Origin of the sequence: Hyphomicrobium sp. CS1BSMeth3 (assembly GCF_900117415.1) — a bacterium.
Lineage (GTDB): Bacteria > Pseudomonadota > Alphaproteobacteria > Rhizobiales > Hyphomicrobiaceae.
Window position 1 is genome coordinate 1,017,456 of record NZ_FPEI01000006.1, and the last position, 25,558, is coordinate 1,043,013.

Consider the following 25,558-nt stretch of genomic DNA (forward strand, 5'->3'; position numbering starts at 1 on the left):
GGACCGATTCATGGGCTTCAAATGCGGCATTGTCGGCTTGCCCAATGTGGGCAAGTCCACTCTCTTCAATGCGCTCACACAGACCGCAGCCGCCGAGGCGGCGAACTATCCCTTCTGCACGATCGAGCCCAACGTGGGCGAGGTCGGCGTGCCGGATCCACGCCTCGACGAGCTTGCGAGCATCGCCAAGTCCGGTGAGACCATCCCGACGCGGTTGACCTTCGTCGATATTGCAGGGCTCGTGAAGGGCGCTTCGCGCGGCGAGGGGCTCGGCAACAAGTTCCTCGCGCACATCCGCGAGGTCGATGCCGTCGCGTACGTGCTGCGCTGCTTCGAGGATGACGACATCACCCACGTCGCCAACCACATCGATCCGCTGGCTGACGCGGAGGTCGTCGAGACCGAGCTCATGCTCGCCGACATGGAGAGCCTCGAGCGTCGGCTCTCGACGGTCGAAAAGCGCGCCAAGAGCGGCGACAAGGAAGCGGCCGCCCAGGTCGCGCTGATGCAACTCGCATTGGTGCCGCTGCGTGAGGGCAAGCCGGCGCGCACGGCCGTTGTTCCCGAGGAGGATCGGGCGGCCTTTCGCGCCTTGCAGCTCCTGACGGCCAAGCCGGTCCTCTACGTCTGCAATGTCGACGAGGCCTCGGCCGCCGCCGGAAATCGTTTCTCGGCGGTCGTTGCCGAGCGCGCCAAGGCCGAAGGCGCGGCAGTGGTCGTGATCTCCGCCAAGATCGAATCCGAGCTTGCGGGGCTCGCCGACGACGAGCGCCAGGCTTTCCTCGCCGAGATGGGTCTCGAGGAGCCGGGCCTCAATCGCCTCATCCGCGCCGGCTACAACCTTCTGGATCTCGTGACGTTCTTCACTGTCGGGCCCAAGGAGGCGCGCGCCTGGACCGTCTCGCGCGGCACACGGGCGCCGCAGGCGGCCGGCGTCATTCACACGGACTTCGAGAAGGGCTTCATTCGCGCCGAGACGATCGCGTACGCCGACTACGTCGCCAACAAGGGCGAGGCGGGCTGTCGCGACGCCGGCAAGATGCGGCTCGAAGGGAAGGAGTACGTCGTCCAGGACGGCGACGTCATGCACTTCCGCTTCGCGAATTAATCGGCGCCAAGAGCAGCTCAAAGCGCTCGACCGGCCAAAGTAAAACCCCTCCCCGCGGCCAGCGGAGAGGGGTTCTTCATTTCACGAAGTCCAGCGCTGCGCGCCGCTTACTTCTTCTGGGCTGGCGGCGCGGCCGGAGCAGGCCCCTTGCCGTCCTTGGCCGCTTCCGCCTGACGCTTGCGTGCCTCCTCGACGAGCTGCTGCTGGCGCTCGGCAATCTGCGTCATGAGAGCCTTGCGGGCCTCGGAATACTTCTCGTTGTCGATGGGCTGGCCTTCGAGCGCCTCGGTGAAGCCGGTCAGCGGCACTGGGAATGCCACGACCTGCCCCTGCGCATTGATGGCGAGCACCATGAGACCAGCGCCGGACTTGAAGCCGTCGACGAGCTGCTTGGTGGCCTCGATCTCGGCCGTGCAGCCGGCCGGATGGCAGAGCGTATAGTTGAACTTGATCGGCTCGAGCTTGCTGTCGTCGAACTTCTCGTTCTTCTGGATCTTGTCCCACAAGTCGGCATTGTAGATCGTGGCGCGCAGGCCGGGACCGATCGCCATACCGAGCGGCACCATGATCATCAGGTGCTGCTTCTCCTCGCCTTCGACCTGACGAAATGCCGCCGACACTAGGACGAGGCCCGTATTGCCATCGAGCCGCTCATGATGCGTGAGGCAGATATTGCGCTGCTCGCGGGTCGGCTTGCCCTCTTTGTCGCGAAGTACGATCGGGGCCTTCTCGCACAGCTTGACCCACGCGCTCTGCGGCTTCTCGCCGGCCTGCGCTGCGGGCTGTTCCTTCTTCGCAGCAGGCGCTGCTTTCTTCTGATCCTTCTTTGGGGCCGGCTGCTGCGCCAGCGCTGCGCCCGTCGCCAGAGCGAGCGCGCAGGCGGCCACAGTCATGGCGCGTGCACTATTTGACAGCCACCCGAAAACCCGAGTCTTCTCGATCATCGTTCTCGAACCCTCGTCTGCAGAGCGGCCACGTAGGCCGGAATCCCCTTGATCGTCGAGCCTCACCCGGGCTGACGACGACGTGCGGCGCACCTGTTGGCGTCGCCCATCTCACCCATCGCCTGTTGCCCGGCACTAAGGGCCCGAATACGGCATTCCCGTGACGTGGTCTTGAGCTTGCGTCGTCGTGCACAAGCGATGCCGGGTCTACCGTGGCGTTCCGGCAACTGCAGCGTTCAGTTTGGCCCGCCGACGAGGCCGGGCGGCGGCGCCAAGTTCAAGTCGTTCCAAGGAAAGGCGGCGCGAGACTTGATCCCGCCCCGATCGCCGTGCATGTGTCGCGGCATGGGCTGGAGGGTAGCTGGAAGGCGGATCACGCGGACGCGGGCAACGCACCTCAGTGTCTGGACTGGGGCGTGTACGCTCCTTCTTGCGCTGCTCGCACTTATCGCGCTCGACGCTGGTCGAGCCTCGGCCGAGCCCCAGCACGGCATTGCCATGCACGGTGCGCCGGCGCTGCCGGCGGACTTTTCTTATCTCCCCTATGTCAATCCGGATGCGCCCAAGGGCGGCCGGATCGTGCTCGGTCAGCACGGCTCCTTCGACAGTCTGACGCCCTTCATCGTCCGGGGCGTCGCCGCGGCGGGTTTGCGCGACTACGTGTACGAGAGCCTGCTCGGGCGCTCGCTGGACGAACCCTTCTCGCTGTACGGCCTCATTGCCAAGTCCATCGAGACGGACCGCGATCGCAGCTACATCGTCTTCAACATCGATCCGCGCGCGCGGTTCTCCGACGGCCAGCCGGTAACGCCCGAGGACGTCCTCTTTTCCTGGGAGCAGCTCAAGGACAAAGGCCTGCCTTTCATGCGGGCCCACTACCGCACGGTCTCGAAAGCGACCATCCAGCCGGGAAATGCGGTCCGCTTCGATTTCGAGGGCCACGGCAATCGTGAAGCACCGCTGCTGCTCGGTCTCATGCCCATCCTGCCGAAGCACCGCTTCGATGCAGAGACCTTCGAGCAGACATCCCTCGAAGTTCCGATCGGGAGCGGTCCGTACATCGTGGGTTCGGTGGAAGCCGGGCGGTCGATCACCTATCGCCGCAACCCCGAATGGTGGGGACGCGATCTGCCGATCAATCGCGGGCGCTTCAACTTCGACGAGGTGCGCTTCGACTACTACCGCGACGCGACAGCGCTCTTCGAGGCCTTCAAGAGCGGGCAGATCTCGCTCCGGCCGGAGGAGGATCCAGCGCGCTGGGCCGAAGGCCGCGCGCTTCCCGCCGTAGCCGAGGGCCGAGTGAAGATCACCGAGTTCGATGTCGGCGTGCCAGCCGGCATGGCCGCATTCGCTTTCAATACGCGGCGCTGGCCCTTCAATGATGCGCGCGTGCGCCAAGCGTTGATCCAGATGTTCGATTTCGAATGGATCAATAGCAATCTCTATCACGGCGGGTTCACGCGCACCCAAAGCTACTTCGAGCGCTCGGCGCTCGCCTCGACGGGCCGGCCGGCCGATGCGCGTGAGCGAGCCCTGCTCGCGCCCTTTGCCGGGCTGATCAAGCCTGATGTGCTCGAGGGGACGTGGCGTCTGCCCGTCAGCGACGGCTCGGGCCATAACCGCGAGAACCTCTCGCGCGGCATTGCACTGCTCAAAGAAGCGGGCTTCTCCCTCCAGAAGGGGCGTATGCAGGCCGCGGAGGGGCGGCCGCTGAGCTTCGAGATCCTCGCGGCGACGCGCGCGCAGGAGCGCCTCATGCTGAGCTTCACCAATACGCTGAAGCGGATCGGCATCGACGTGCGCGTCCGGCAGGTGGACAGCTCCCAGTACCAGGAGCGCCTCAGGACCTTCGATTTCGACATGATCCAGGCGCAGTGGTCGGCCTCGCTCTCGCCCGGCAACGAGCAGGTCAACCGCTGGGGAAGTGCCGCCGCCGATATCGAGCGCTCGCTCAACTATCCCGGTGTCAAAAACTCGGCCGTCGACGCCATGATCGAGGCCCTGCTCAAGGCCGAGGAGCGGGAGGATTTCGAGGCGGCCGTGCGCGCGCTCGATCGCGCCCTCATCTCTGGCGATTACGTCATCCCGCTGTTTCATGCGCGACGCCAGTGGGTCGGCTATTGGTCGTACCTCGAGCCTGCGCCGCGCCCGACGCTCTTCGGCTTCAACGTCGATACGTGGTGGCACAAGCCGCAGTAATCCCTGCTCCGACTGCCTTCCAGCAAAGCTCTGCCGACGTCCCAAGTTGTGCGCCACGTCGCGCTCCTCGCTGGGCCTTAACGCGCGCGCACAATCAGGTATCATCGCCGCAGACCTGAAAGGCGACAGAAACTCATCGCGGAGGAAGCGACATGATGAAGGCCGTGGTTGTCGGCACGTCCGGCGTCGAGGTGCGCGAAGTGCCGAAGCCCACGCCGGGACCGACGCAGGTGCTGGTGCGGGTGCAGGCTAGCGGGCTCAATCGCGCGGATTTGATCATGGCCTCGGGCCGACCGCATGGTGCGCATGGCGGCGCCGGCGCCATTCTCGGCCTCGAGTTCGCCGGCGAGGTCACGGAGGTCGGCAGCCAGGTGAGCGGCATCAAGGCGGGCGACCGCGTCATGTGCTCCGGCAATGCGGGCTACGCCGAATACGCGGTGTCGGACTACGGCCGCGTCACCAAGATCCCCGCGAACAACATGACCTTTACGCAGGCGGCGACACTGCCTGTGGCGCTGCAGACCATGCACAATGCCGTCGTGACCGCAGGGCGCCTCAAGAAGGGCGAAAGCATCCTGATCCAGGGCGCGAGCTCGGGCGTCGGGCTCATGGGCATGCAGATTGCCAAGCACATGGGGGCGAGCCTCGTGCTCGGCTCATCGACGAACGCGGGCCGCCGCGCGCGTCTCAAGGAGTTCGGCGCCGACGTCGCCATCGACACGACAGACCCGACATGGCCTGATACGGTCATCAAGGCGACCGACGGCAAGGGCGTCGACGTCATTGTCGATCAGATCTCGGCGCCCGTCGCCAACGGCAATCTCAAGGCGGCCAAGGTGCTCGGCCGCATTGTCAATGTCGGCCGGCTCGGCGGCTTCACCGGCGAGTTCGACTTCGACCTCCATGCCATGAAGCGCATCGACTATATCGGCGTGACGTTCCGGACCCGCTCCGTCGAGGAAGTGCGCGAGATCAACCGTCTCATGCGCGTCGATCTCTGGGATGCGGTCGAGTCCGGGAAGCTCGCGCTCCCGATCGACAAGACCTATCCGCTCGACAAGGCGGCCGAGGCGCTCGCCCACATGAAGGCGAACGAGCACTTCGGCAAGATCGTGCTGACGCAATAGGGCGGGCGGAGTGTCATGAAGTTCGGGAGCTACAACCTCGACATTCTCATCACTGGTTACCCCGGAAAATCCGTCTGTCATGGCAGCCTCGGCTGGAGCACGATCGCGCTTCTGCGCGGCGAGGGCCGTGTCGCGCTCGTCGATGTCGGGTCGTTCAACCAGCGTTCGCTCATCCAGAAGCAACTCGCCACGCATGGGCTTGGTCCGGCTGACGTGACGGACGTCATTCTGACCCATTCGCATCATGACCACTCGGTGAACTGGGTCATGTTTCCGAAGGCGCGCGTGCACATCGGCGCGGGCGAGCTCGAGTGGTCCTTGAAAGAGCCCTTCGGCACTGGGCCGGTGCCTGAACTGTACGTGCGCGAGCTCGCGGGCTCACCGCAGCTCGTGCGCGTCACACCCGGCAGCGAGGTCCTGCCGAGGATCGTGAGCCACCACGCCCCAGGTCATACGCCGGGACATCTCATCTTCACGATCGAGGGCGCCGAGCGCGACGTCATCTTCACCGGCGATGCGGCCAAAAACCGTGTCGAGCTGACGACCCTCGAAGCGGACATGACCTACGATCCTGCCGTCACGCGCGCCTCGATCGAGCTCATGTGGAAGCTCTGGCAGAAGAAGCCCAACACGCTTCTCGTTCCTGGGCACGACGTCCCGATGGTGCTGAGGGACGGAAAGCCGACGTACATCGGCAAGCGCGAAGCCGCCATCACGGCGTGGTTCGGCGATACGCTGGAGCAGACGACGCTGATCTCGCTCGTCACGTGATCGGTCGCGTCTTTGCTTCTCCTTCTCCCCGTTCTTACGGGGAGAAGGTCGGGATGAGGGGCGGGAGCTTGTGCGACGTTAGCGTATGCCGCCGCCCCCCCCCCTAACCCTCTCCCCGCAAGCGGGGAGAGGGGACTAAAGGCTTATTCTTTCGCCGCAGCCGTCGGCCCACCCTGCGTCGAGCGCCAGTCCTTCGCGTAGAGCGGCAGCGTGCCGTTGTTGAAGGCGCGCGCATCGTAGAAGCGCAGCTCGCGCTCGAAGCTCACCGAAACCGGCCCCGATGACAGCCACTTGTCGACGACGCCGAGATCATCGGCCACTGCCTGCTCCAGCGTCAGCTTGAATCCGTAGGGGCCCGTCTTCTCAATGATCTGCGCTGGCTTCTGGTCATCGCCGCGCGTGTAGAAGAGCACGGTTTCCGTTCGGGAGGCGCGGCCCGCGAGCGAGAGCGGCGCAAAGGGCTGGTAGGCCTGGGCGCGCGTCCTCTCCATGGTCCAGCGGCCGAAGTCCGCTGCATAGAAAAGTTTCGTCTGGCTCGTGCGCGGGTCCGTGACCGCAAGCTCCATGGAGAGGACCGTGCCCGTGCGCGCGCCTTCGTTGGCGAACGTCACCGGGATCGCGATGACCTCGAAATTCGAGTTGTTGTACGGCGCCGAGAACTGAATGACCGGCGGCACGAAAATGCGCACGTCCGGCTGTTTCAGCGAGGTCTCCCAGAGGCTGTAGGCGGAGAATGCCAGTGCAACGAGCGCAACCAGCGTCGCGACCTTCCCACCCTCGCGCTTGACCACCGTACCGACGGCAACGTCGCCCGCCTCGCTCTGGATGCGCCGTGCCATCAGTGCCATGCCTGTCCCCTGCCCCAATATCCCGTGCGCGGAACATGGGACAGCAAATTGGGCAGGCATGAGGCGCTGGGCCGGGCATCCGCCGAGCCGCTCTGCCGGCGGTCGCCGTCATGGTTTCGCGTTCGTTACTTGCGGGCGAGCCCCTGGCCGCAATGACCTTCGCTCGAAATTAACTCGACTTGCTTAAACTGGAAAACCAAGACGATCTCAGCGGGGTGCCATGCTGATCGACTATTTCACCGGCCGCGCGGTCGCCTGGACAGGAATGATCAGCAAGCCGCACATGATCGCGGTCATCGGCTTTCTCTGCGCGCTGCTCGTCATCGATCTCGCCCTGCGCGGATGGCGCCTCTCATGGTCGCGACGCGCAGTCATGGGTGTCTTCGCCACGCTGACCATCTTCCACGTCAACTTTCTGCTTGTGCCCCTCATCTGGCTGCTCTCCGAGAAGATCAAGGCACTCTATGCGCTCGCCGGGATCCCAAGCATCCCGACAGAGTTCTGGGGCCACGCACCGACGTGGTTCATGGTCATTCTCGCCCTCTTCGCATACGACTTCGCGAACTACTGGAACCATCGACTGCTGCACATGCGCCTGCTCTGGCCGGTGCACGCGATCCACCACTCCGACCCCGATGTGAACGGGCTCACGGCGTATCGCATTCACCTGTTCGAAGGCTTGGTGATGTGGGTCTCCTTCACGCTCATGCTGACGTGGCTCGGCCTGCCGAGCGACGCGATCGGGATCAGCGCCGCGTTGCTTGCCCTGCACAACATCTACGTCCACGTGAACGTCGATTGGGATCACGGACCGCTCCGGCTCCTGGTGGCCTCGCCGCGTTTCCATCGCTGGCATCACGCGGACGTGCCGGAGGCTTACGGCAAGAACCTCGCCAATTTCTGCCCGCTCTTTGACGTCATGTTCGGCACCTACTACAACCCCGGCAAATGCGAGGAGCGCGTGGGGGCGACCGGCGTTCCCGAGAACGACGTCGTGAAGCTTCTGCTCTATCCGCTCAAGGAGTGGGCGCGCATGCTGCTCGGCGGCCTATCCAGCCTTTCTCGGCGCTTTGCTGCCGAGGCACAGAGTCAGACCTCGGAAGGCCATCTCGAGGATGCGCCGGCGTCCGCCTCGCATTTCAATCCCTCGCGAAGCGCCTGAGTTCGTAGGCGTGGCATCCTTTGGCTGAGGCTCGCATGCCTCAGCCAATACGCGGCGTGAGCGCACGTCACCAGCGGGGGATGCGAATGGGGCCGTTGATTCCGATAATGAATGTACCCGGGCCGTCGGCGTCGCGCCCGACGACGACATCGCCACAGGTGGGCTGGCGGAATACAATTGGGCCTCTCAAGACATCCAAGGCACTCGCAAGACCAGCACCGCTGGCGGCACAGATCTCGTCGGCGCGGAGCGGACGAATTTCAGCGCGATTGTCACTGTCGGTCATTTCCGTTCTCCCGGATCAGAAGCAGGCCACCATGGTCTACCCATGGCACTCTCCTATCGCGACTACGACCGTGCGCGCTGTTTCGTGCGGAACATGATGCAGCACTTTCTGCCGAGGTCGACCGGGCGAAGCGTTTTCAGGTCTGAATCTGAGGGTCGCGACGGCGGCCTCTCCATGCGCTAGATTGGCCGAGGCGCGTCGCGCGCGATCGCGTCGCGCCTCGGCGCCCACTCGGCCACGTCGACAAGAAGCAGGAAGCAACAATGGAACTGCCCACTCTTCCCTTCACCATTACGGATTGGAGCGCGGTTCCCGCGGAAGATCACGCCGGAGAAACGGGCAAAGCCATCTGGCGCACGTTCATGATGGGTAATGTGCGCGTCCGCCAAGTGGAATACACGCCCGGCTATCTCGCCGATCACTGGTGCGACCGCGGGCACATCCTCTACGTGCTCGAAGGTGAGCTCGAGACTGAGCTGCGCGACGGCCGCCGCTTCGTTCTTCGCCCCGGCATGAGCTACCAGGTGTCGAACTTCGGCGATGCGGCGCATCGCTCCTACACGAAGACCGGCGCGAAGCTGTTTATTGTGGACTAGGCGTGTGAGCGCGCTTCTGCGACTGATCTGGCCGACGGGTTTCCGGGGACGCCGTCGCGTATTCCGCGCCTACGCTTCATCGAGGACAGCGGGCTTTGCGCGAGCCTAGCGAATGCGTCCCGTGATGCACCCGGAGGCCGGCTCGAACGCCCATCGCGTATTCGGAGAGCTGGACGAGAGGCGCGCCACGCGGTGGGCATCGTGGAATTTGGCGCAGATCGAATAATCTTCTTCGCTCTTCCGCGTGTATTTGTAGGGTTCACCGGTCTCATCGTCGAGGAACGCCGGCGGCTGCAGGTTGCGCGCCCCACAATAGGATCGCAGGCTTTCCGTGGTCAGCGCGACGGGGAGAACTGTAGTCTTGTCGGATGTGCAGAGCAGCGTTCCGGCGAGCATTGCGAGTTCCTGATAACGGCGATCGTCGAATGTCCGGCGCCGCGCCTCAGAGGGGCTGCCGACGACGTAGGCTCCAGCGATCACAGCAAGCAATGTCGCACCGACGGCCGCAATCATGAAAGCTCTAGTGCTCATCTCTAAAATCCTCGAGGCCGCGCAGATAGAAGACGAAGATGCCCGCCGAGACCAACGCGACGGTTGCGGCCTTCAGGATGAAACGAAGAGTAATCTCCCCCTTCAGGAAACTGTAGATGACGTAAACGGCGACGCCGAGAAAGCTGAGCGCCGACACGAACAACGCGAGATAGGTCAGCCAATTCCTGACGAGCGACCTCTGGTGGCCGGCGTCCTGCGCGATCTTTCGATCGGTGTAGAGTGTCATTGCGACGAACGCGGGCACCGAAACAACGAGCGACGCTATTCCCCAGCGGATCTGGTCAGCCGATTGCCGCTCCACGTATGCGTAGTCGACCGGATCGGGGAGCACGAGATTGAGGATCGAGAAGATCAGCCAAATGAGCTGCCAGGCCGAAATGCCGAGGGCCGTGAATAGGAGCAGATAGACGAATGCGTCGCGCGCCGTCAGACGGAGGCGTGGTCGTGGGACTGGTGGGATGAACGGCACATCGGAATAGGCAGCGAGGGCTGAGTCGGCCTCTTTCGATGACCAGCCGCTGGCTTGCAGCACAGACTGGATCTCAGCTCGCGATTTTCCTGCAAGCAGTGCCTCGCGGACGAATTGAACCAGAGGATCTTTGGCGTCCATTTGGCCTCCGCTTGCTGTGATTGGATCTGTGGCGCGTTCCGTCAGAGCCGCGAGCCTAGCGTCCGATCCGACGTTTCATTACCTCTCAAACCGCTTGAACTTGATGCGGTGGGGCTCGACGGCGGCATCGCCGAGGCGGCGCTTCTTGTCCTCCTCGTAGTCCGCGAAGTTCCCCTCGAACCACTCGACGTGGCTGTCGCCCTCGAAGGCGAGGATGTGCGTCGCGATACGATCGAGGAAGAAGCGATCGTGCGAGATGATCACGGCGCAGCCGGCGAAGTCTTCGAGTGCGGCTTCGAGCGCCGAGAGCGTCTCGGTATCGAGGTCGTTCGTCGGCTCGTCGAGCAGCAGCAGGTTGCCGCCTTCCTTGAGCAGCTTCGCAAGGTGCACGCGATTACGCTCACCGCCCGAGAGCAGGCCGACCTTCTTCTGCTGATCCGCACCCTTGAAGTTGAACCAGCCGCAGTAGGCACGTGAGTTCACTTCACGCTTGCCGCCGAGGCTGATCTGGTCGAGGCCGCCGGAGATCTCCTCCCAGACGGTCTTCTTGTCGTCGAGGTGCGCGCGCGACTGATCGACGTAGGAGATCTTGACCGTGTCGCCGACCTTGATGCTGCCCTTGTCCGGCTTCTCCTGATCGACGAGCATTTTGAAGAGTGTGGTCTTACCAGCGCCGTTCGGGCCAATCACGCCGACGATGCCGCCCGGCGGCAGCTTGAAGGAGAGGTTGTCGATCAGCAGGCGATCGCCGAAGCCCTTGCCGAGCCCATCGGCCTCGACGACCATGTCGCCAAGGCGCGGGCCTTGCGCGATCGAGATGGTGGCGCGGCCGACATCCTCGCGCCCGGCCTCTTCGGCAAGCTTGTCATAAGCCTGGATGCGCGCCTTGGACTTGGCCTGACGCGCCTTGGGCGAGGCCTGGATCCACTCCAGCTCGCGCTTGAGCGCGCGCTGGCGGCCTTCCTCCTGCCCCTTCTCGACCTCGAGGCGCTTCGCCTTCTGCTCGAGCCAGCTCGAGTAGTTGCCCTTGTACGGCACGCCCTGACCGCGATCGAGCTCGAGCGTCCACTCCGTGATGTTGTCGAGGAAGTAGCGGTCGTGCGTGACGAGGATCACGCAGCCGGCATACTCCTTGAGAAAGCGCTCGAGCCACGCGACGCTTTCGGCATCGAGATGGTTCGTCGGCTCGTCGAGCAGCAGGATGTCCGGCTTCGACAGCAGCAGGCGCGTGAGCGCGACGCGGCGCTTCTCACCGCCCGAGAGCTTCGTGACATCGGCATCACCGGGCGGGCAGCGCAGCGCATCCAGCGCCTGCTCGACCTGGGCGTCGAGGTCCCAGAGGTTCTGCGCGTCGATCTGATCCTGGAGCGCCGTCATCTCGTCGGCGGTTTCCTCGGAGTAGTTCGCCGCGATCTCGTTGAAGCGATCAAGGATCGCCTTCTTCTCGGCGACGCCCTCCATGGCATTGCCGAGCACGTCCTTCTCGGCATCGAGCTCCGGCTCCTGGGGGAGATAGCCGACGCTGATGCCCTCGGCGGCCCAGGCCTCGCCGGTGAAATCCTCGAGCTGGCCGGCCATGATCTTGAGCAGCGTGGACTTGCCCGCGCCGTTGAGGCCGACGACGCCGATCTTGGCGCCCGGGTAGAACGAGAGGTTGATGTCCTTCAGCACCTGCTTGCCACCCGGATAGGTCTTCGAGAGGCGGTGCATGTGATAGACGAATTGCGGGTTGGCCATCGGCGGCGGATCCTCGTCGCGGAGAATTTGGGGATTGGGCGCCTTTTAGCCGATGCGGCTTCGGCCCGCAAATCGCGCCTTTGGCGCGAACGAGGCTGCCGCCTCGCGCTCCGCCCGGGGGACACCCCCGAACCCCCGTCTTTTTGAGATTTGGAGCGAGCCGCGAGCGCCTCTCATCCCCTCTCCCCGTCCTTACGGGGAGAGGGTTAGGGTGAGGGGCGGCGGCAACCGCTAACGCCGCGCAAGTTCCCGCCCCTCATCCCGACCTTCTCCCCGTGAAGAACGGGGAGAAGGGGAAGTACGCCGCACTGCAGGCGCCAGCTATACCGCAGCCAGCAAGGCTTCGAGTGTCGCAAGCGTCGAGCGGTCGACGCGGCCGTCAGGGCGCTCAGGACGGAAATGGAGCTGGAAGGAGCGCACGACGGTGGCGCCCTTGGCATCGAGCGTCTCGGAGGGCGCAATGCCGTAGCCGTATTGCGCGAGAAGTGCCGTGGTCTGCCCGATGAGGGGGGCGCAGTCCCCAGCGCCGAAGCCGAACTCGGACACATCGACGGGTGTCGGCGCAACCCAATGCCCGACGCTGGCGGCATGGAGCCTGGCCCAGTCGAACTTCTCGCCGGGGTCGATCTTGCGTCCGGGCGACACATCCGAGTGCGCGAGCACGCGCGTCGCAGGAATGCCGTTCCGCGCGACGATGTCCTGTGAGAGGGCAATGACGGCCGCCATCTGCGTCTCGCCGAATTCGGGATAGCCGAGATCGTGGCCTGGGTTCTGGATCTCGATGCCGATCGACGCCGAGTTGATGTCCGTCTCGCCGGCCCATGAGCCGACGCCTGCGTGCCACGCACGCTGACTTTCCGCCACCATCTGCGTGATGCATCCCGCTTCGTCGATCACGTAGTGGCACGACACGCGCGACACGGGTTCTGCGAGCCAGGCAATGGCGCGCGCCGCGCTCATCATCCCTGTGTAGTGCAGGACGAGCATGTCGGCGCGGGGCTTGCCACGGCGCGGCTCGAAGTTCGGCGATGGATGCAGCGCCTGGACCAGCGGCGAGCAAGCGCGGTCCATCAGAAGCCGCGCTCCTTGCGCAGTGTGTCGAAGGCGGCGTTGATCGCGGCGAGCTTGCGGTTCGCGGCGGCGACGAGCTCTGTGCCCTCGCCGAGGCCCGACAGGCGGTCCGGGTGGTACTGCACCGCGAGCTTGCGGTGACGTGACTTGACCTCGCTGTCGCTTGCCGAGGGTGAGAGCCCGAGGATCTCGTACGGGTTGCCTGCATCGCGCACGAAGAGCGCTCGGACATAGCGAAAGTCACTCGGCGAAATGTCAAAGATCTCCGCAACCGAGCGCAGATAGCTCTCCTCGCGCTCGTGCAGTACGCCGTCGGCCGCGGCCACCACGAAAAGACCTTCAAGCACCTGCAGGAGCATGGCGCGGTCCCCGGCGAGCAACTCGGCGATCTGGCGCGCATAGGCGTCGTAGCCGGCGACATCCTGCTTGGCGAGGTCGAACACCTGCCGGACGTGGCCCGTTTCTTCAGCCGGGACATGCATGAGGCGGGAAAAGGCCTCGACCTCGTCACATGTCACGACACCATCGGACTTGGCCATCTTGGCCGAGAGCGCGATGAGGCCGATCGTGAACGCGATATTATGACGAGGATCGGCGCGCCGGCCCCCGCGCGTGAGACTGCGCAGATAGGAAATAACCGAGCCGGCTTTCGCCAGCCCTGCCGCCACATTCGGAAATCGCTGCCAGATGGTCATGGGGCGCGCATGATAGTGGGAGTTCCGGGCACAAAGAAGCGGCGGTTTGCCTCTATGACGACTTGCCAAGCGGAATGTGATGACGCGTGATTTAGGTGTCGCGCTTGCAGCGCCCCATCCGGGACACCCTCAATACCCAAGGACGGGCCCCCGCCCTTTATGACTTCAAGAAAGCGCGATCGGCGCCGTCGCCTGTGCGAGCCACGTGCGGTCCGCGTCATTGAGATGGGGGCCGACCACGGCCGCGACATGCGCATGATAGGCATTGATCCAGGCAAGCTCGCCCGCGCTGAGGAGGGCTGGATCGATGAGGCGGCGATCGATCGGCACGAGCGTCAGTGTCTCGAAGCCGAGCATCTCGCGTTCACCGCCGGGAAGGGCGGCAGGCGGATAGATGAGCAGCAGGTTCTCTATGCGGATGCCGTACGCGCCGGTCTTGTAGTAGCCGGGCTCGTTCGAAAGGATCATGCCCGGCTCGAGCACGACGTGCCCGCGCTTCGAGATCGACTGCGGCCCCTCGTGCACCGAGAGATAGCTGCCGACACCATGGCCCGTGCCGTGGTCGAAGTCGAAGCCCGCTTGCCACAGCGCGTGCCGCGCCAGCACGTCGATATGAGCGCCGGTCGTGCCCGCAGGAAAGCGCAGCTCCGAGATCGCAATGTGCCCCTTGAGCACGCGCGTGAAGCGATCGCGCATCTCCGCTGTGGGCGCGCCGATCACGACGGTGCGTGTGATGTCGGTTGTGCCGTCGATATACTGGCCGCCGGAGTCCACCAGGAAGAGCTCGCCTGAGCGAAGTTGGCGGTTCGTCGCCTCTGTCACGCGATAGTGCACGATCGCGCCATTGGGCCCCGAGCCGGAGATCGTATCGAAACTGATTTCCTTCAGCGCCTGCGTTTCCGCCCGCATAGCTTCGAGCGTGCGCACGGCCGTGATCTCGTCGACGCCGCCCTTCGGCGCCTCGCGATCAATCCAGGCGAGGAAACGCGTGACCGCAATGCCGTCGCGCTCATGCGCGATGCGCATACCGCGGATCTCGGCCTCGTTCTTGCGCGCCTTGGGCAGGATGCACGGGTCCGACGCATCGCTGATACGGCCCCGCGCGCCGCCGAGCCGCTGCCATATCCACATATTGGCGGTGGTCGTATCGAGGCGCACCCGCTTCTTTTCATGACGGAGCGACGTCAGCCGATCAGCAAGCGCTTCGGGCGCGCGAACGTGCGTGACGGCGCTCAGGTGCTTCCTGACCTCCGGGCCGATCTTGGCCTTGTCGATGAACAGCTCAGGCTTGCCGGTGACCGGCACGACGGCAAAGGCCAGCGGCGTCGGATTGTGCTTCACATCCGATCCGCGGATATTGAAGAGCCAGGCGATCGAGTCCGGCAGCGTCAGGACGACGGCGTCCTCGCTCGCCCCCTTGAGCAGCCTCTGCAGTGCCTTGATCTTGTCGGCGGCGCTAACGCCCGCCCATTCGAGAGGCTGGATCGAGAGCGCCCCTTGGGGAGGCGCGGGCCGCTCGGCACCCCAGACAAGGTTCACAGGATTGCGCGCCAGCGGCTTGAGCACGAGGCCGGCCTTGGCGAGGCCTTCCTCAAAACGGGCTATGGCGGCCCGCGTGTGCAGCCAGGGGTCGAAGCCGATCCGGGCCCCTTTCGGCAGGTTCTCCGCCAGCCATTGGCGCGGCTCGGTCTCGGGGATCTGCACGATGTCGAAGATGGACGTGTCCACCTGATCGGCGGCCTGGAGGGTATAGCGCCCATCGACGAAGAGCGCGGCCTTCTTGGCGGCAATGACCGCGAGACCGGCCGATCCCGTAAAGCCCGTCAGCCATGCGAGACGCTCGGCCGAGGGAGGCACGTACTCGCCCATGTGCTCGTCGGAACGCGGGACGAGCACGGCATCGACGCCCAGCGCCGCGAGCCGCGCACGGAGCCGCGCCACCCGGTCTGCCCCCAATGCCGGGTCCGCGGACGAGGAAAAGTCCTGGAACATGATCACCTTAGTAGACGGCGACTGATCGCCGTGCAATGCGCCTCTTTATTGTGCGTCGCATCAATTGTGTTAGAAATATAACTCATTGTAAGCGCTATTTTAAATCCATGCGTATTCCGCATAGCTGAGCCTGGATGCGGAGACTACCGCATATGCGAAGGACTCATTACATTCAGCATATCGCAGTGCACAACGGGCCCACCAGAGGCCCAAGGCCCTGCAAACAAAACAAAATTCGTGCGTACGCGCAAAACTAAACAGAGATGAGAGCAATCATGGCCACGACAACCACGCCGGTCGGCTTCGCCGCCGAAGACATCTCCACCGAAACCACTGCCGCGAAGCCCGGTTTCTTCGCCCGCTTCTTCCAGAGGCTCATCGAAGCTCGGATCGCGCGCGCCGAAGCAGAGGTCAAGCCGTACCTCGCACGCCTCAGCGACGACCGCCTCAAGGACCTCGGCTTCACGGGCGGGGACATCGAGAAGCTTCGCGAGAAGCACTACGTCCAGGCCGTGTACTGGAGCTGAGCCCACGTCAGGGCGGCATCTAGCGTAACGAACTCAGCGGCCGGCACCTCATGCTGCCGGCCGCCTGTCATTTCCGGCTCGATCCGAGATCGCCGGGCATTTCCACAGAGAACGATCATGAAAACCCCAGGACACAATGCCGCGTTCGCACCGTCGGACGCGCATACGACGACTGCCCGCTCGAACCCTCTGGCTGTCCTGCGCCGCTTTTTCGGAGGCGAGCGCGTCAGCGTACTCCGCGAGCTCGATGATTTCCTGCTGCGCGATATCGGCGCTTCGGGCGAGGATATCTGGCGTGTCCATCGCCTGCGCAATGGCGAGCGTCCGACGCTTCTCGTCGGCTAGGCCCATGCGCGCGCCGTAGACGCGACCGCGACGCCCAGGCGCGTCAACGGGCAGCTTTTCCGCCACCCATCACCGCTGCATACTCCGCCCCGTCAAGAACGCATGGACCGGGAGGAAGCGGCGATGGCCGAAGATGAAGCCGACTATGTCATCGTCGGTGCTGGCTCGGCGGGGTGCGTGCTCGCCAATCGCCTAAGTGCAGATGGCTCCCGCGTCGTGCTTCTCGAGGCCGGTCCGCGCGACTGGCATCCGATGATCCACATTCCGGCCGGCGTTCTGAATCTCCTCTACAACCCGCGCGTCAACTGGATGTACAAGAGCGAGCCGGAGCCCGCGACGGGCAACCGGTCCATCCACTGGCCGCGCGGCCGCGTGCTCGGTGGCTCGAGCTCGATCAATGGCATGCTGTTCGTGCGCGGCAACACGGCCGACTACGACGGCTGGGCGCAGGCGGGCTGCCGCGGCTGGTCCTATGAGGACGTGCTCCCTTACTTCAAGAGCATCGAACGCTACGCACCGGGCGACAGCGCCCATCGTGGCAAGAGCGGTCCGCTGCTCATCGAGGACTACCGCACGATCCTGCCGCTGACGCATCTCTTCGTGAAGGCCGCGCAGGAGGCGGGCTTTCCTTTCACGCCCGACTTGAGCGGCGCGCAGATGGAAGGCGTAGGCTACTCGCAGATGTCGCGCAACGGCCGCTTTCGGGGCTCGACGGCGCAGACCTTTCTCGCCGAGGCGCGCGGCCGCCCGAGCCTCAAGATCGAGACGAACGCGCAAGCGACAGGGCTCATCCTGGACGGGCGCCGCTGTGTCGGTGTTACATTCCGGCAGGGAAACACCGACCGCACCGTGCGTGCGCGTCGCGAGGTGATCGTCTCCGGCGGTACGATCAATTCGCCGCATCTGCTGCAGGTCTCCGGGATCGGACCTGCCGCGCATCTCAAGTCGATCGGCGTCGACGTGCGCCACGATCTTCCCGGTGTCGGCGCCAATCTCTCGGACCACTATGCCGTACGCGCATCCGCGCGCGTCCGCGACACCGTTTCCATCAATAAGCTCGCACGCGGCATTCCGCTTGCGCGGGAGGTTCTGCGCTGGGTGACGACGGGACGCGGCGCGCTCACGTTCGGCGTATCGAGCGCGCAGGTTTTCTGCCGGAGCCGCGAAGGCCTCGCGAGCCCCGACATACAACTCCTTTTCTCGCCGGCGAGCTACGACGAGCAGAAGTTCGGAACGCTCGAGAAGAAGCCAGGGATGACCATTGCCGTCTCGGTCGCGCGGCCGGAAAGCCGCGGCACGATCATGGCAACCTCGCCCGATCCGCTCGCGCGCCCCGCCATCCGGCCGAACTATCTCGCCGTCGAGAACGATCTCGCCGTGTCTGTCGCGGGTCTCAAGCACGCGCGGAGGATTTTTGCCGCGCCGTCTTTCGCGCCATACGTGGAAAGCGAGACCGTGCCCGGCAAGGGCACCGTCACCGATGCCGATCTGGCCGCCTTCGCGCGCAAGGTCGGCGGCACGCTCTATCACCCCGTCGGCACCTGCCGCATGGGCGAGGATCCGCAAGCCGTGGTTGACTCGCGCCTGCGTGTGCGTGGGCTCTCGGGCTTGCGCGTGATCGATGCCTCGATCATGCCGATCGTGACGACCGGCAACACGAACGCGCCGACGATCATGATTGCCGAGAAGGGCGCCGCCATGATCCGCGAGGATGCGCGCGCGGCGTGAGACTTCGCGTCTTCGACGCGAGCGAGGCTAGCCTCGCGCTCCACCGGGGGACACCCCCGGAGCCCCCGTCTTTTATGGATTTGGAGCGAGCCGCAGGCACGACAGATCCCTTCTCCCCGTTCTTCACGGGGAGAAGGTTAGGATGAGGGGCAGGAATTTGCGCGACGTCGACGTATGCCGCTGCCCCTCACCTCGCCCCTCTCCCCATTCAAGACAATGGGAAGAGGGAGAAGCGTGGGCGCGTCATACACCGCGCTGTCGCTCTGGCCGCCGCGGGCATAGCACCACGGTAAGGTTGCGAAGCACCCCTTCCCAGCAGCCCGCGGCACTAAGCAAAAGCGCGAGTACCTCAACCCCGCCCTTCGAACGGCATGGCCGTCGCTTTGATGGTCATCGTGAACACGTTCGTGTCGAGCGGCAGGCTCGCCATGTAGCGGATCGCCGAGCCGCAATGGTCCACATCCATGACCGGCTCCGGCATGATGTCGCCGCGGGGCTGCGGCACGCCAGCCTTCATGCGCCCGCCCATGGCTGTGTCGGCATTACCGATATCGAGCTGGCCGCAAGCGATGTTGAAGGGCCGCCCGTCGAGGGCGATGCACTTAGTGAGGCCCGTGATGGCGTGCTTCGTCGAGGTATAGGCGACCGACATCGGCCGCGGCGTATGTGCCGAGATCGAGCCGTTGTTGACGATACGCCCGCCCTGGGGCGACTGCGCCTTGAACTGGCGAATGGCTTCCTGTGCGCACATGAAGCAGGCCGTGAGATTGAGATCGACCACGCTCTGCCAGTCCTCGAGCTTGATGTCCTCCATCGGTCCGGCAGGCAGGCCCTTGCCGGCATTGTTGAAGAGGAAATCGAGCCGCCCGAAGGTCTTCACGGTCTCGGCGAACACGCGCTTCACCTCGGCCTGCTTGGTCACGTCCGCAGGGATGGCGAGGATGCGCCGGCCGCCGGCCTTGGCCAGCGCCACGGTCCCTTCCAGCTCAGCCTTGCGGCGGCCAACCACGGCCACGTCCCAGCCGTCTGCTTGGAGATGAAGCGCGGCCGCACGGCCGATGCCGGTGCCGCCGCCGGTGATGATCGCGACCTTGTTCGTTGCCATGCCGGCGTTCCTCTCCTGATTGTTTTGAGGGCCCCGAGGGGCGTTCAGTGGCGCACATCCGATCATGAAAGCGCAGGCGCGATCAAGGGCGCTCGGGGCGGCTTTCGGCGCGGTTGAGGCAGGCCTGCGACGGGCTCATGAATTCGCCATGCGCATTATGCATAGCGGTTTTGCGACGCACCATGATTGTTGCGACGCACCATCTGCGGTATATGGCATACCAGAGCATACGCACCGGCAACAGGCGCGATGCCGAGATGAGCAAAGGAACAGATCATGAGCACCAAGGCCTATGATTCCGCCCTTGATTTCACGCCGAGCGAGGCAAAGAAGCCGAGCCTCTTCGCGCGCTTCAAGGAGTACATGTCGGCCCTCGATGCCGGCCTCGCTGCCTGGCGTGAGTACGAGCGTCTGCGCATGAGCGGTGTCGAGCACAGCGTGGCCGCCGCGAAGGCCTTCGAGAAGCACTACGAGTAATCCCTGGACGGGCGGCAGCGCCTAGTCCGAGCGGACGAAGTCGATAGTGATGCGCGGTGAGCGGGGCACAGTCAGCCCCGCAACCGCGAGAATTGCCTCTCCCTGGATGCAGGCCGCCAAAGTCGCCGCCGCCCCTGGTGGTAGGCGTAATTTCCCCAGCTCTGGATGCTCGTTTTTCAGAGCCCGCCATCGCGCTGGGCCGAGCGCCCGGACGTCGATCGTCCCCCCCACATCCTGAGCCGCGCTGATCCTGAAGCGGCCGTCCCAGACGCCCGTCGAGCCCGGCTCGAGCCTGAGACGCGGCAGCTCAGCCCGCCCTGCCTCCCGCCATACACGCAGCTCGCCGGCCGGCCGCCAATCGAGCCGGCAGCCGCCGAGTGTTGCCGCGCGCGCCGGCCAAATGCGCTCGGATGTCGCCCGCACGCGTGCGGCGAGCGCTTCGATCTCCGAAAGCCGCGGCGCCGGCGCATGGCCGCCAAAGGCTGAGATGAGGCGCGCCAGCAGCCGGATGGCCATCTCATCAGGTGTATTCTTCAGAACGTCCATGGCAATCGAGCCGAACTGCCCGTCGTGCCAATCTATGGCGCGGTCGCCGGCTTCGGCCGCTAGATGCTGTGCGGCCTCACGCGCCCGCGAGAGACGCGATGCGCTGCGCGCGATCGCGGCGCTCGTCACGCCGAGTTCCGCGAGGCTCGCGAGCGCCTTGCGGATACGAACGCGCTCGAAGTCGTCGCGCGCATTGCTCGGGTCCTCGCGCCATGAGAGGCCCGCTTCTCTGAGCGTCGCGACGAGCCGCGACTTCGGCAGATCTAGAAGGGGGCGATGGAGATGCAGTGCCGTGCCTGCCGGTGCCGACGACGGCAGGGTCTCATCGGCACGCATGGCGCTGAGCCCGTCGATGCCGCTCCCGCGCGCAAGCCGCATGAGAAAGGTCTCGGCCTGGTCCTCCATGTGGTGAGCCGTCAGGAGCGGGCGGACCGCCGCGCCATAGGGAAGCGCCTCCTCGCTGAGGGCTTCGTGCATAAGGTGGTAGCGGGCGGCGCGAGCTGCAGCCTGAATGCCGTGCGTTGGTTTCTCGCCCGTCCATCTGAGCAGCCAGCCGCGCAGACCTGCGGCTACGGCCTGAGCTACAACCCACGCTGCGTCCTCGGCTGAGCCGGCCCGCAGGCCGTGGTCGACCGTCAGCACGATGAGGCGCGGACGATTGACGTGCTGAGCGGGCACCAACGGCGGCACGAGTTCGAGCGCCCGCGCAGCCACGTGCATGAGCGCCATGCTGTCTGCGCCGCCGGACACGGCAAGCGCGATCGGCGCCCCGAGCAACGGCTCGAAGCGCGCACGAATTTCATCGTCGGTGATGGGTGCGTCCGGATCCATGTCTCACTCCGCACCGTGCGGTGCGCGGAATAGGCAAAGGCCCGGCGCGATTGGAACTCAGCCGCGTCGCAGCCACTTCGTCCAGCGGCTCTTCTTCTCCTCGGGCGCCGCGGTTTCGTTGCTCTCGCCGTTCAGCTCTTTGACGAAATTGCCGAAGAACTCGCCGGCGAGCTTGTTGGACGTCGCCTGTATGAGGCGACCGCCGAGCGTCGCGAGCTTCCCCCCGACTTCCGCCTTGGCGTTATAGGAGAGCTTGGTCGTGTGCTCATCGATCTCGGTGAGCTCGACGCGGGCACGACCCTTGGCAAAGCCGGCCGCACCGCCCTGTCCCTGGCCGACGATGTCGTAGGAGGAGGGCGGATCGAGGTTCTCGAGCGTCACATTGCCGTTGAAGGTCGCCGAGATGGGACCGATCTTCAGCGACACCTTCGCGGCAAGATCGGTGGGCGAACGCTGCTCGAGCTCCTTGCAGCCCGGAATGGTGCGCTTCAACACCTCGGGATCGTTGAGCGCGTGCCAGACCACCTCGCGGGGCGCATTGATCGTGTACTCGCCGGTGATGTCCATGGCTTGCGTGCCCTTCTTCTCTTCTTATGAGACATTGTCGCTATCCGCGCCGATATCGGCGAGCCGCCGCGCGCGCCATCTGGTGCCGTTGCGCTCGAAAAGCAGCGGCGTGGCATTAGCGAGGTGATGGGTCTCGAGGTCAATGCCGAGTGTCGGGCCGAGCACATACAGGATACCGCCGTGCGCGACCAGCGTCGAATGCTTGGTGTCGGCAAGGCTAAGGGCGCGCTCGATGCCCTGACGCGCGCGGCGAACGAAGAAGTCGAGTGCCTCGCCATTGGGCGGCGCATCGCGCCAGTCGTGATCGGCCGAGGACTTGCCGACGAGATCGCCGAACCAGCGCTCGCGGAGGCCTTCCTCGGGCTCGGGCGTGAGACTGTGGGGGCGCCCGAGGATCTCCGCCGTCACCCAGGCGCGCGGCATCGTGCTCGAGACAATGCGCTCGATGCGCTCGCCCTTCAGCGCCTCCGATGCAGCTTCCGCCTGGGCAAGTCCGCGCGCATTCAGAGGCTGATCGGCCTTCTGGAAAATGCGCGCGTGATTGCCGTCTGTCTCGCCATGCCGCACGAAGAGAAAGCGCGTGCACCGCGGCGTCAGCGGCTCTTCGCGCGCCATGCGGAAGAGCTCGTCGAGGCCACGATGCAGGTAGCCGGGCGTGGTGAGAGAGCCGGATGCCGCCATCGTCACCTGCCTCAGACGATTTCGAAGAGGCCGGCCGCACCCTGGCCGCCGCCGATGCACATGGTCACGACGGCATACTTCTCGCCGCGGCGCTTGCCCTCGATGAGGGCGTGTCCCGTCAGCCGTGCGCCGCTCATGCCATAGGGATGCCCGATCGACACTGCGCCGCCGTCGACATTGAGCCGCTCCCAGGGAATGCCGAGCTTGTCGCGGCAGTACACGACCTGCACGGCGAACGCCTCGTTGAGCTCCCAGATGCCGATGTCCTCGACCTTGAGGCCGTGCTTCTTGAGGAGCTTCGGCACCGCGAATACGGGGCCGATGCCCATCTCGTCGGGCTCGCAGCCGACGACCTCGAAGCCGCGGTAAATGCCGAGCGGCTTCAGGCCGCGCTTCTGGGCTTCCTTGTCGCTCATGATGACGGTCGCGGAAGCGCCGTCCGAGAGCTGGCTCGCGTTGCCGGCGGTGATGAAGTTGCCTTCGCCCATGACGGGCTTCAGCTTGGCGAGGCCTTCCATGTTCGTGTCGGGGCGGTTGCCCTCGTCACGCGTCAGCGTGACCATCTCCTTGCCGACGGCCTTGCCCTCCTTGTCGTACAGGATCTTCTCGGCCGGCAGGGGCACGATCTCGTCATTGAACTTGCCGGCCTGCTGGGCGGCAGCCGTGCGCCGCTGGCTTTCGAGCGCGTACTCGTCCTGCGTCTCACGGCTGATGCCGTAGCGCTTCGCGACGTTGTCGGCCGTCTGGATCATCGACCAGTAGAGCTCGGGCTTGTGCTCGACGATCCATTCATCGCGGGTGCGGAACTTGTTGGCATTCTCGTTCTGCACGAGGCTGATCGAGTCGAGCCCGCCGGCAACGTAGATCCCGCCATCGTCGGAGCGCACGCGCTGGGAGGCCATGGCAATGGTCTGCAGGCCGGACGAGCAGAAGCGATTGACGGTGGCGCCTGCCGTCGTGACCGGAAGGCCGGCCCGGATCGCGATCTGGCGGGCGATATTGCCGCCGGTTGCGCCCTCGGGCAGCGCCGAGCCCATGAGAACGTCGTCGATCTCCTCCGGCGCCACACCGGCACGCTTCACGGCCTCCGCGACGACGTGGCCGCCGAGGCTCGCGCCATGGAGGTTGTTGAAAGCGCCGCGGTAGGCGCGCCCGATCGGCGTGCGGGCGGTCGAAACGATGACGGCGTCGGCCATTGGCGTCTCCTCTAGGTGTGGTTTGGCCCGAGTGTAAACCATCCCTTGGGCTTTTGGCAGCTCGCGAAGCCTCGCGCCGGGCCTCGAATTGGAGGTCGGCACCCCGCTCGGGCAGCGAGCAAGCCTTGCATTGCTCATATGCCGCTTCGTTGCCTTGACGATTGTGACCCGGGTGATAATAACCGCAATTACTATTTGCCTGGGGAGGCGACGCCAGTGGCCGATAGGGACCACCTGCAATTCGGCTGGCTAACTGCGGATACGGCGCGTTTGCTCCGTACGGTGTTCGCGCGGCGTGTGCGCGACCTCGGCCTGACGCGCGCCCAGTGGCTGGCGCTCACCCGCATCAACCGGCGCCCTGGCGTGAGCCAGTCCGAGCTTGCCGATATGATGGAAATCGAGAAGGCGCCCGCCGGCCGCATCGTCGACCGGCTCGAGGAAAAGGGCTGGGTCGAGCGTCGCGCCGAGCCCAGTGACCGGCGGGTTAACAGGATCTATCTCACCGAGCTCGGAACCCGGGTTCACGCGGCGATCGCGCCGCTCGCAGATGCAACCGTGCGCGATGCATTGGCGGGCCTGACGCCGCCTGAGCAGGAGCGCCTCGTTGCCCTCATGAGCAAGGTGAAGACGCAACTTACGAAGCTCGCGGCCTCCGACCCGCGAGCGGATTTTTCAGAGATTGATGGTATCGAAGACGCCGACGACGACGGGGTCGGGGCGTCAGCACGAGCGGGATGACCATGACAACCAAGCGCTGGACGCGCCCCATTTTGCTGGTGGTGGTCCCATTTCTCCTGGTTGCCGGCGCTGGCATATGGTGGCTGTGGAGCGGCCGCTACGTCTCGACCGAGAACGCCTACGTCAAGGCCGACATCGTTCAGGTCTCGTCGGAGGTGCCGGGGCGCATCATCGAGGTGCGTGTGCGCGAGCACCAGCAGGTCAAAGCCGGCGATGTTCTGCTGACGGTCGATCCCGAGCCGTATGCCATCGCCCTCGCCAAGGCCGAGGCCGAGCTCGATCAGATGCGCTCGCGCGTCGCCGGCTTCCGGGCCGAGTACGCCGAAGCCCAGATGGAGCTCTCCGAGGCCAAGAGCAGGATCGCCTTCTTCGAGGCCCAGCACGGCCGCCAGAAGCAGCTCAGCGACCGCGGCGTCGGCTTTGCCTTCCGTGCCGAGGAGGCCGAGAGCAATCTCACGGTCGCCCATGCCCGCGTGAATGTGATCGAGCAGAAAATCGAGCGCATTCTGACCCAGCTCGGCGGCCAGGCCGACAAGCCCACCGAGGAACATGCGATGGTTCGCGAGCGCCTCGCGCTCCGCGACCGTGCCCGCCTCGAGCTCGTGCGCACGCGCATCCAGGCGCCGGTGAGCGGCCGCGTGGTCAATGCCAAGCTGCTGCCCGGCGAGCAGATCCGCGCCGCGACGCCGCTCTTCGCGATCGTCAGCGATGCCGAGCCCTGGGTCGAGGCCAACTTCAAGGAAACCGAGCTGACGCACGTCAGACCCGGCCAGAAGGCAACCGTGGTGCTGGACATCTACCCGGACGTCACATGGAAGGCCCGCGTCGTGAGCATCAGCCCGGCGACAGGTGCCGAGTTCGCGCTGCTGCCGCCGCAGAACGCCTCGGGCAACTGGGTCAAGGTCGTGCAGCGGCTTCCCGTGCGCGTGCGCATCGAGCCGAACGGGACCGATCTGCCGCTGCGTGCCGGCATGACTGCCACCGTCAGCGTCGATACCGAGCGCGAGCGCAAGCTGAGCCAGGTGCTCGGCTGGGGTACGGCCTCCGCGACCGACAAGGCCGCGCGCGAGAAGCGCGCCGAGCAGCGTTAGGCGCGGCGCTACTTCCCATCACCAAGCG

At 65.1% G+C, this 25,558-nt stretch carries 26 protein-coding genes; 12 read left to right on the forward strand and 14 right to left on the reverse strand.

Annotation, left to right across the window (positions count from 1 at the left end; translation table 11 throughout):
• Nucleotides 1-10 precede the first annotated feature (10 nt).
• Nucleotides 11-1,108 carry a redox-regulated ATPase YchF gene (gene ychF, locus CS1BSM3_RS19825; protein WP_072389873.1) on the forward strand — a complete coding sequence of 366 codons (1,098 nt, stop codon included), beginning with the start codon at nt 11-13 and terminating at the stop codon, nt 1,106-1,108.
• A gap of 107 nt (nt 1,109-1,215) precedes the next feature.
• Here ychF and CS1BSM3_RS19830 read toward each other — a convergent pair whose 3' ends face one another.
• Nucleotides 1,216-2,052, reverse strand: coding sequence for an invasion associated locus B family protein (locus tag CS1BSM3_RS19830; RefSeq protein WP_072389875.1), 837 nt, complete (start codon nt 2,050-2,052; stop codon nt 1,216-1,218).
• Nucleotides 2,053-2,397: 345 nt separating this feature from the next.
• On the opposite strand from CS1BSM3_RS19830, the gene CS1BSM3_RS19835 reads away from it, so the two are divergent.
• The 3 genes from CS1BSM3_RS19835 (at nt 2,398) to CS1BSM3_RS19845 (ending at nt 6,149) form a co-directional block, all read left to right on the forward strand.
• Nucleotides 2,398-4,251 carry an extracellular solute-binding protein gene (locus tag CS1BSM3_RS19835; protein ID WP_244540571.1) on the forward strand — a complete coding sequence of 618 codons (1,854 nt, stop codon included), beginning with the start codon at nt 2,398-2,400 and terminating at the stop codon, nt 4,249-4,251.
• Between the two features lie 155 nt (nt 4,252-4,406).
• Nucleotides 4,407-5,378, forward strand: a complete 972-nt coding sequence (locus tag CS1BSM3_RS19840; RefSeq protein ID WP_072394130.1) for a zinc-binding dehydrogenase — start codon at nt 4,407-4,409, stop codon at nt 5,376-5,378.
• 15 nt (nt 5,379-5,393) lie between these two features.
• Nucleotides 5,394-6,149 carry an MBL fold metallo-hydrolase gene (locus tag CS1BSM3_RS19845; protein WP_072389878.1) on the forward strand — a complete coding sequence of 252 codons (756 nt, stop codon included), beginning with the start codon at nt 5,394-5,396 and terminating at the stop codon, nt 6,147-6,149.
• Nucleotides 6,150-6,292: 143 nt separating this feature from the next.
• Here the strand turns inward: CS1BSM3_RS19845 and CS1BSM3_RS19850 are convergent, their stop codons facing one another.
• Nucleotides 6,293-6,997, reverse strand: coding sequence for a hypothetical protein (locus CS1BSM3_RS19850; RefSeq protein WP_072389881.1), 705 nt, complete (start codon nt 6,995-6,997; stop codon nt 6,293-6,295).
• A 220-nt stretch (nt 6,998-7,217) separates the two neighbouring features.
• Here CS1BSM3_RS19850 and CS1BSM3_RS19855 point away from each other — a divergent pair, with 220 nt between their 5' ends.
• Nucleotides 7,218-8,159, forward strand: a complete 942-nt coding sequence (locus CS1BSM3_RS19855) for a sterol desaturase family protein (RefSeq protein ID WP_072389884.1) — start codon at nt 7,218-7,220, stop codon at nt 8,157-8,159.
• A gap of 67 nt (nt 8,160-8,226) precedes the next feature.
• On the opposite strand, the gene CS1BSM3_RS19860 is transcribed toward CS1BSM3_RS19855, so the two are convergent.
• A complete protein-coding gene (locus CS1BSM3_RS19860; protein ID WP_072389887.1) occupies nt 8,227-8,445 on the reverse strand; it encodes a hypothetical protein in 219 nt (72 codons plus the stop codon).
• Between the two features lie 263 nt (nt 8,446-8,708).
• Here CS1BSM3_RS19860 and CS1BSM3_RS19865 point away from each other — a divergent pair, with 263 nt between their 5' ends.
• A complete protein-coding gene (locus CS1BSM3_RS19865; RefSeq protein WP_072389890.1) occupies nt 8,709-9,041 on the forward strand; it encodes a DHCW motif cupin fold protein in 333 nt (110 codons plus the stop codon).
• A gap of 105 nt (nt 9,042-9,146) precedes the next feature.
• On the opposite strand, the gene CS1BSM3_RS19870 is transcribed toward CS1BSM3_RS19865, so the two are convergent.
• The 6 genes from CS1BSM3_RS19870 to CS1BSM3_RS19895 form a co-directional block, all read right to left on the reverse strand.
• Nucleotides 9,147-9,572 carry a hypothetical protein gene (locus CS1BSM3_RS19870; protein ID WP_143149294.1) on the reverse strand — a complete coding sequence of 142 codons (426 nt, stop codon included), beginning with the start codon at nt 9,570-9,572 and terminating at the stop codon, nt 9,147-9,149.
• Nucleotides 9,562-10,203 (reverse strand): DUF5671 domain-containing protein, encoded by a 642-nt coding sequence (locus CS1BSM3_RS19875; RefSeq protein WP_072389896.1) that lies wholly within the window; start codon nt 10,201-10,203, stop codon nt 9,562-9,564. Before CS1BSM3_RS19875 ends, CS1BSM3_RS19870 begins: the two co-directional genes overlap by 11 nt.
• Nucleotides 10,204-10,281: 78 nt before the next feature.
• On the reverse strand, nt 10,282-11,940 hold the full coding sequence (gene ettA / locus CS1BSM3_RS19880; protein WP_072389899.1) for an energy-dependent translational throttle protein EttA: 1,659 nt from the start codon (nt 11,938-11,940) through the stop codon (nt 10,282-10,284).
• A 321-nt stretch (nt 11,941-12,261) separates the two neighbouring features.
• Nucleotides 12,262-13,011, reverse strand: coding sequence for an N-acetylmuramoyl-L-alanine amidase (locus CS1BSM3_RS19885; RefSeq protein WP_072389902.1), 750 nt, complete (start codon nt 13,009-13,011; stop codon nt 12,262-12,264).
• Nucleotides 13,011-13,706, reverse strand: coding sequence for a TerB family tellurite resistance protein (locus CS1BSM3_RS28835; RefSeq protein WP_072389905.1), 696 nt, complete (start codon nt 13,704-13,706; stop codon nt 13,011-13,013). The genes CS1BSM3_RS19885 and CS1BSM3_RS28835 overlap by 1 nt, the downstream gene beginning before the upstream one ends.
• A gap of 165 nt (nt 13,707-13,871) precedes the next feature.
• Nucleotides 13,872-15,647, reverse strand: coding sequence for an aminopeptidase P family protein (locus tag CS1BSM3_RS19895; RefSeq protein ID WP_348532911.1), 1,776 nt, complete (start codon nt 15,645-15,647; stop codon nt 13,872-13,874).
• A gap of 326 nt (nt 15,648-15,973) precedes the next feature.
• Between CS1BSM3_RS19895 and CS1BSM3_RS19900 the strand changes: the two genes are divergently transcribed.
• From CS1BSM3_RS19900 to CS1BSM3_RS19910, 3 genes are all read left to right on the forward strand, one after another.
• Nucleotides 15,974-16,225 (forward strand): DUF1127 domain-containing protein, encoded by a 252-nt coding sequence (locus tag CS1BSM3_RS19900; RefSeq protein ID WP_072389911.1) that lies wholly within the window; start codon nt 15,974-15,976, stop codon nt 16,223-16,225.
• 117 nt (nt 16,226-16,342) lie between these two features.
• Nucleotides 16,343-16,570, forward strand: coding sequence for a hypothetical protein (locus CS1BSM3_RS19905; protein ID WP_072389914.1), 228 nt, complete (start codon nt 16,343-16,345; stop codon nt 16,568-16,570).
• Between the two features lie 123 nt (nt 16,571-16,693).
• A complete protein-coding gene (locus tag CS1BSM3_RS19910; protein ID WP_143149295.1) occupies nt 16,694-18,298 on the forward strand; it encodes a GMC family oxidoreductase in 1,605 nt (534 codons plus the stop codon).
• A gap of 349 nt (nt 18,299-18,647) precedes the next feature.
• Here CS1BSM3_RS19910 and CS1BSM3_RS19915 read toward each other — a convergent pair whose 3' ends face one another.
• Nucleotides 18,648-19,403, reverse strand: coding sequence for an SDR family oxidoreductase (locus CS1BSM3_RS19915; protein ID WP_072389919.1), 756 nt, complete (start codon nt 19,401-19,403; stop codon nt 18,648-18,650).
• Nucleotides 19,404-19,679: 276 nt separating this feature from the next.
• Between CS1BSM3_RS19915 and CS1BSM3_RS19920 the strand changes: the two genes are divergently transcribed.
• A complete protein-coding gene (locus CS1BSM3_RS19920; protein WP_072389921.1) occupies nt 19,680-19,880 on the forward strand; it encodes a hypothetical protein in 201 nt (66 codons plus the stop codon).
• 21 nt (nt 19,881-19,901) lie between these two features.
• On the opposite strand, the gene tilS is transcribed toward CS1BSM3_RS19920, so the two are convergent.
• The 4 genes from tilS to CS1BSM3_RS19940 are packed head-to-tail and all read right to left on the reverse strand — an operon-like array spanning nt 19,902 to nt 23,701.
• Nucleotides 19,902-21,257, reverse strand: coding sequence for a tRNA lysidine(34) synthetase TilS (tilS, locus tag CS1BSM3_RS19925; protein WP_072389924.1), 1,356 nt, complete (start codon nt 21,255-21,257; stop codon nt 19,902-19,904).
• Between the two features lie 57 nt (nt 21,258-21,314).
• Entirely contained in the window at nt 21,315-21,824 is a 510-nt protein-coding gene (locus CS1BSM3_RS19930; protein ID WP_072389927.1) for a CoxG family protein, read from the reverse strand.
• Nucleotides 21,825-21,848: 24 nt separating this feature from the next.
• Nucleotides 21,849-22,505 carry a histidine phosphatase family protein gene (locus CS1BSM3_RS19935; RefSeq protein ID WP_072389930.1) on the reverse strand — a complete coding sequence of 219 codons (657 nt, stop codon included), beginning with the start codon at nt 22,503-22,505 and terminating at the stop codon, nt 21,849-21,851.
• Nucleotides 22,506-22,516: 11 nt separating this feature from the next.
• Nucleotides 22,517-23,701 carry an acetyl-CoA C-acyltransferase gene (locus CS1BSM3_RS19940; RefSeq protein WP_072389933.1) on the reverse strand — a complete coding sequence of 395 codons (1,185 nt, stop codon included), beginning with the start codon at nt 23,699-23,701 and terminating at the stop codon, nt 22,517-22,519.
• A 216-nt stretch (nt 23,702-23,917) separates the two neighbouring features.
• Between CS1BSM3_RS19940 and CS1BSM3_RS19945 the strand changes: the two genes are divergently transcribed.
• The gene (locus CS1BSM3_RS19945) at nt 23,918-24,439 is read left to right on the forward strand and encodes a MarR family winged helix-turn-helix transcriptional regulator (protein ID WP_174263738.1); all 522 of its coding nucleotides are present in this window, start codon (nt 23,918-23,920) and stop codon (nt 24,437-24,439) included.
• A 2-nt stretch (nt 24,440-24,441) separates the two neighbouring features.
• Entirely contained in the window at nt 24,442-25,530 is a 1,089-nt protein-coding gene (locus CS1BSM3_RS19950; protein ID WP_072389939.1) for an HlyD family secretion protein, read from the forward strand.
• Nucleotides 25,531-25,558: the final 28 nt, after the last annotated feature.

Coding starts and splice junctions, on each gene's coding strand:
- ychF (WP_072389873.1), top strand. CDS start 11: ATGGGCTTCAAATGCGGCATTGTCGGCTTGCCCAATGTGGGCAAGTCC.
- CS1BSM3_RS19830 (WP_072389875.1), bottom strand. CDS start 2,052: ATGATCGAGAAGACTCGGGTTTTCGGGTGGCTGTCAAATAGTGCACGC.
- CS1BSM3_RS19835 (WP_244540571.1), top strand. CDS start 2,398: ATGGGCTGGAGGGTAGCTGGAAGGCGGATCACGCGGACGCGGGCAACG.
- CS1BSM3_RS19840 (WP_072394130.1), top strand. CDS start 4,407: ATGAAGGCCGTGGTTGTCGGCACGTCCGGCGTCGAGGTGCGCGAAGTG.
- CS1BSM3_RS19845 (WP_072389878.1), top strand. CDS start 5,394: ATGAAGTTCGGGAGCTACAACCTCGACATTCTCATCACTGGTTACCCC.
- CS1BSM3_RS19850 (WP_072389881.1), bottom strand. CDS start 6,997: ATGGCACTGATGGCACGGCGCATCCAGAGCGAGGCGGGCGACGTTGCC.
- CS1BSM3_RS19855 (WP_072389884.1), top strand. CDS start 7,218: ATGCTGATCGACTATTTCACCGGCCGCGCGGTCGCCTGGACAGGAATG.
- CS1BSM3_RS19860 (WP_072389887.1), bottom strand. CDS start 8,445: ATGACCGACAGTGACAATCGCGCTGAAATTCGTCCGCTCCGCGCCGAC.
- CS1BSM3_RS19865 (WP_072389890.1), top strand. CDS start 8,709: ATGGAACTGCCCACTCTTCCCTTCACCATTACGGATTGGAGCGCGGTT.
- CS1BSM3_RS19870 (WP_143149294.1), bottom strand. CDS start 9,572: ATGAGCACTAGAGCTTTCATGATTGCGGCCGTCGGTGCGACATTGCTT.
- CS1BSM3_RS19875 (WP_072389896.1), bottom strand. CDS start 10,203: ATGGACGCCAAAGATCCTCTGGTTCAATTCGTCCGCGAGGCACTGCTT.
- ettA (WP_072389899.1), bottom strand. CDS start 11,940: ATGGCCAACCCGCAATTCGTCTATCACATGCACCGCCTCTCGAAGACC.
- CS1BSM3_RS19885 (WP_072389902.1), bottom strand. CDS start 13,011: ATGGACCGCGCTTGCTCGCCGCTGGTCCAGGCGCTGCATCCATCGCCG.
- CS1BSM3_RS28835 (WP_072389905.1), bottom strand. CDS start 13,706: ATGACCATCTGGCAGCGATTTCCGAATGTGGCGGCAGGGCTGGCGAAA.
- CS1BSM3_RS19900 (WP_072389911.1), top strand. CDS start 15,974: ATGGCCACGACAACCACGCCGGTCGGCTTCGCCGCCGAAGACATCTCC.
- CS1BSM3_RS19905 (WP_072389914.1), top strand. CDS start 16,343: ATGAAAACCCCAGGACACAATGCCGCGTTCGCACCGTCGGACGCGCAT.
- CS1BSM3_RS19910 (WP_143149295.1), top strand. CDS start 16,694: ATGGCCGAAGATGAAGCCGACTATGTCATCGTCGGTGCTGGCTCGGCG.
- CS1BSM3_RS19915 (WP_072389919.1), bottom strand. CDS start 19,403: ATGGCAACGAACAAGGTCGCGATCATCACCGGCGGCGGCACCGGCATC.
- CS1BSM3_RS19920 (WP_072389921.1), top strand. CDS start 19,680: ATGAGCACCAAGGCCTATGATTCCGCCCTTGATTTCACGCCGAGCGAG.
- tilS (WP_072389924.1), bottom strand. CDS start 21,257: ATGGATCCGGACGCACCCATCACCGACGATGAAATTCGTGCGCGCTTC.
- CS1BSM3_RS19930 (WP_072389927.1), bottom strand. CDS start 21,824: ATGGACATCACCGGCGAGTACACGATCAATGCGCCCCGCGAGGTGGTC.
- CS1BSM3_RS19935 (WP_072389930.1), bottom strand. CDS start 22,505: ATGGCGGCATCCGGCTCTCTCACCACGCCCGGCTACCTGCATCGTGGC.
- CS1BSM3_RS19940 (WP_072389933.1), bottom strand. CDS start 23,701: ATGGCCGACGCCGTCATCGTTTCGACCGCCCGCACGCCGATCGGGCGC.
- CS1BSM3_RS19950 (WP_072389939.1), top strand. CDS start 24,442: ATGACAACCAAGCGCTGGACGCGCCCCATTTTGCTGGTGGTGGTCCCA.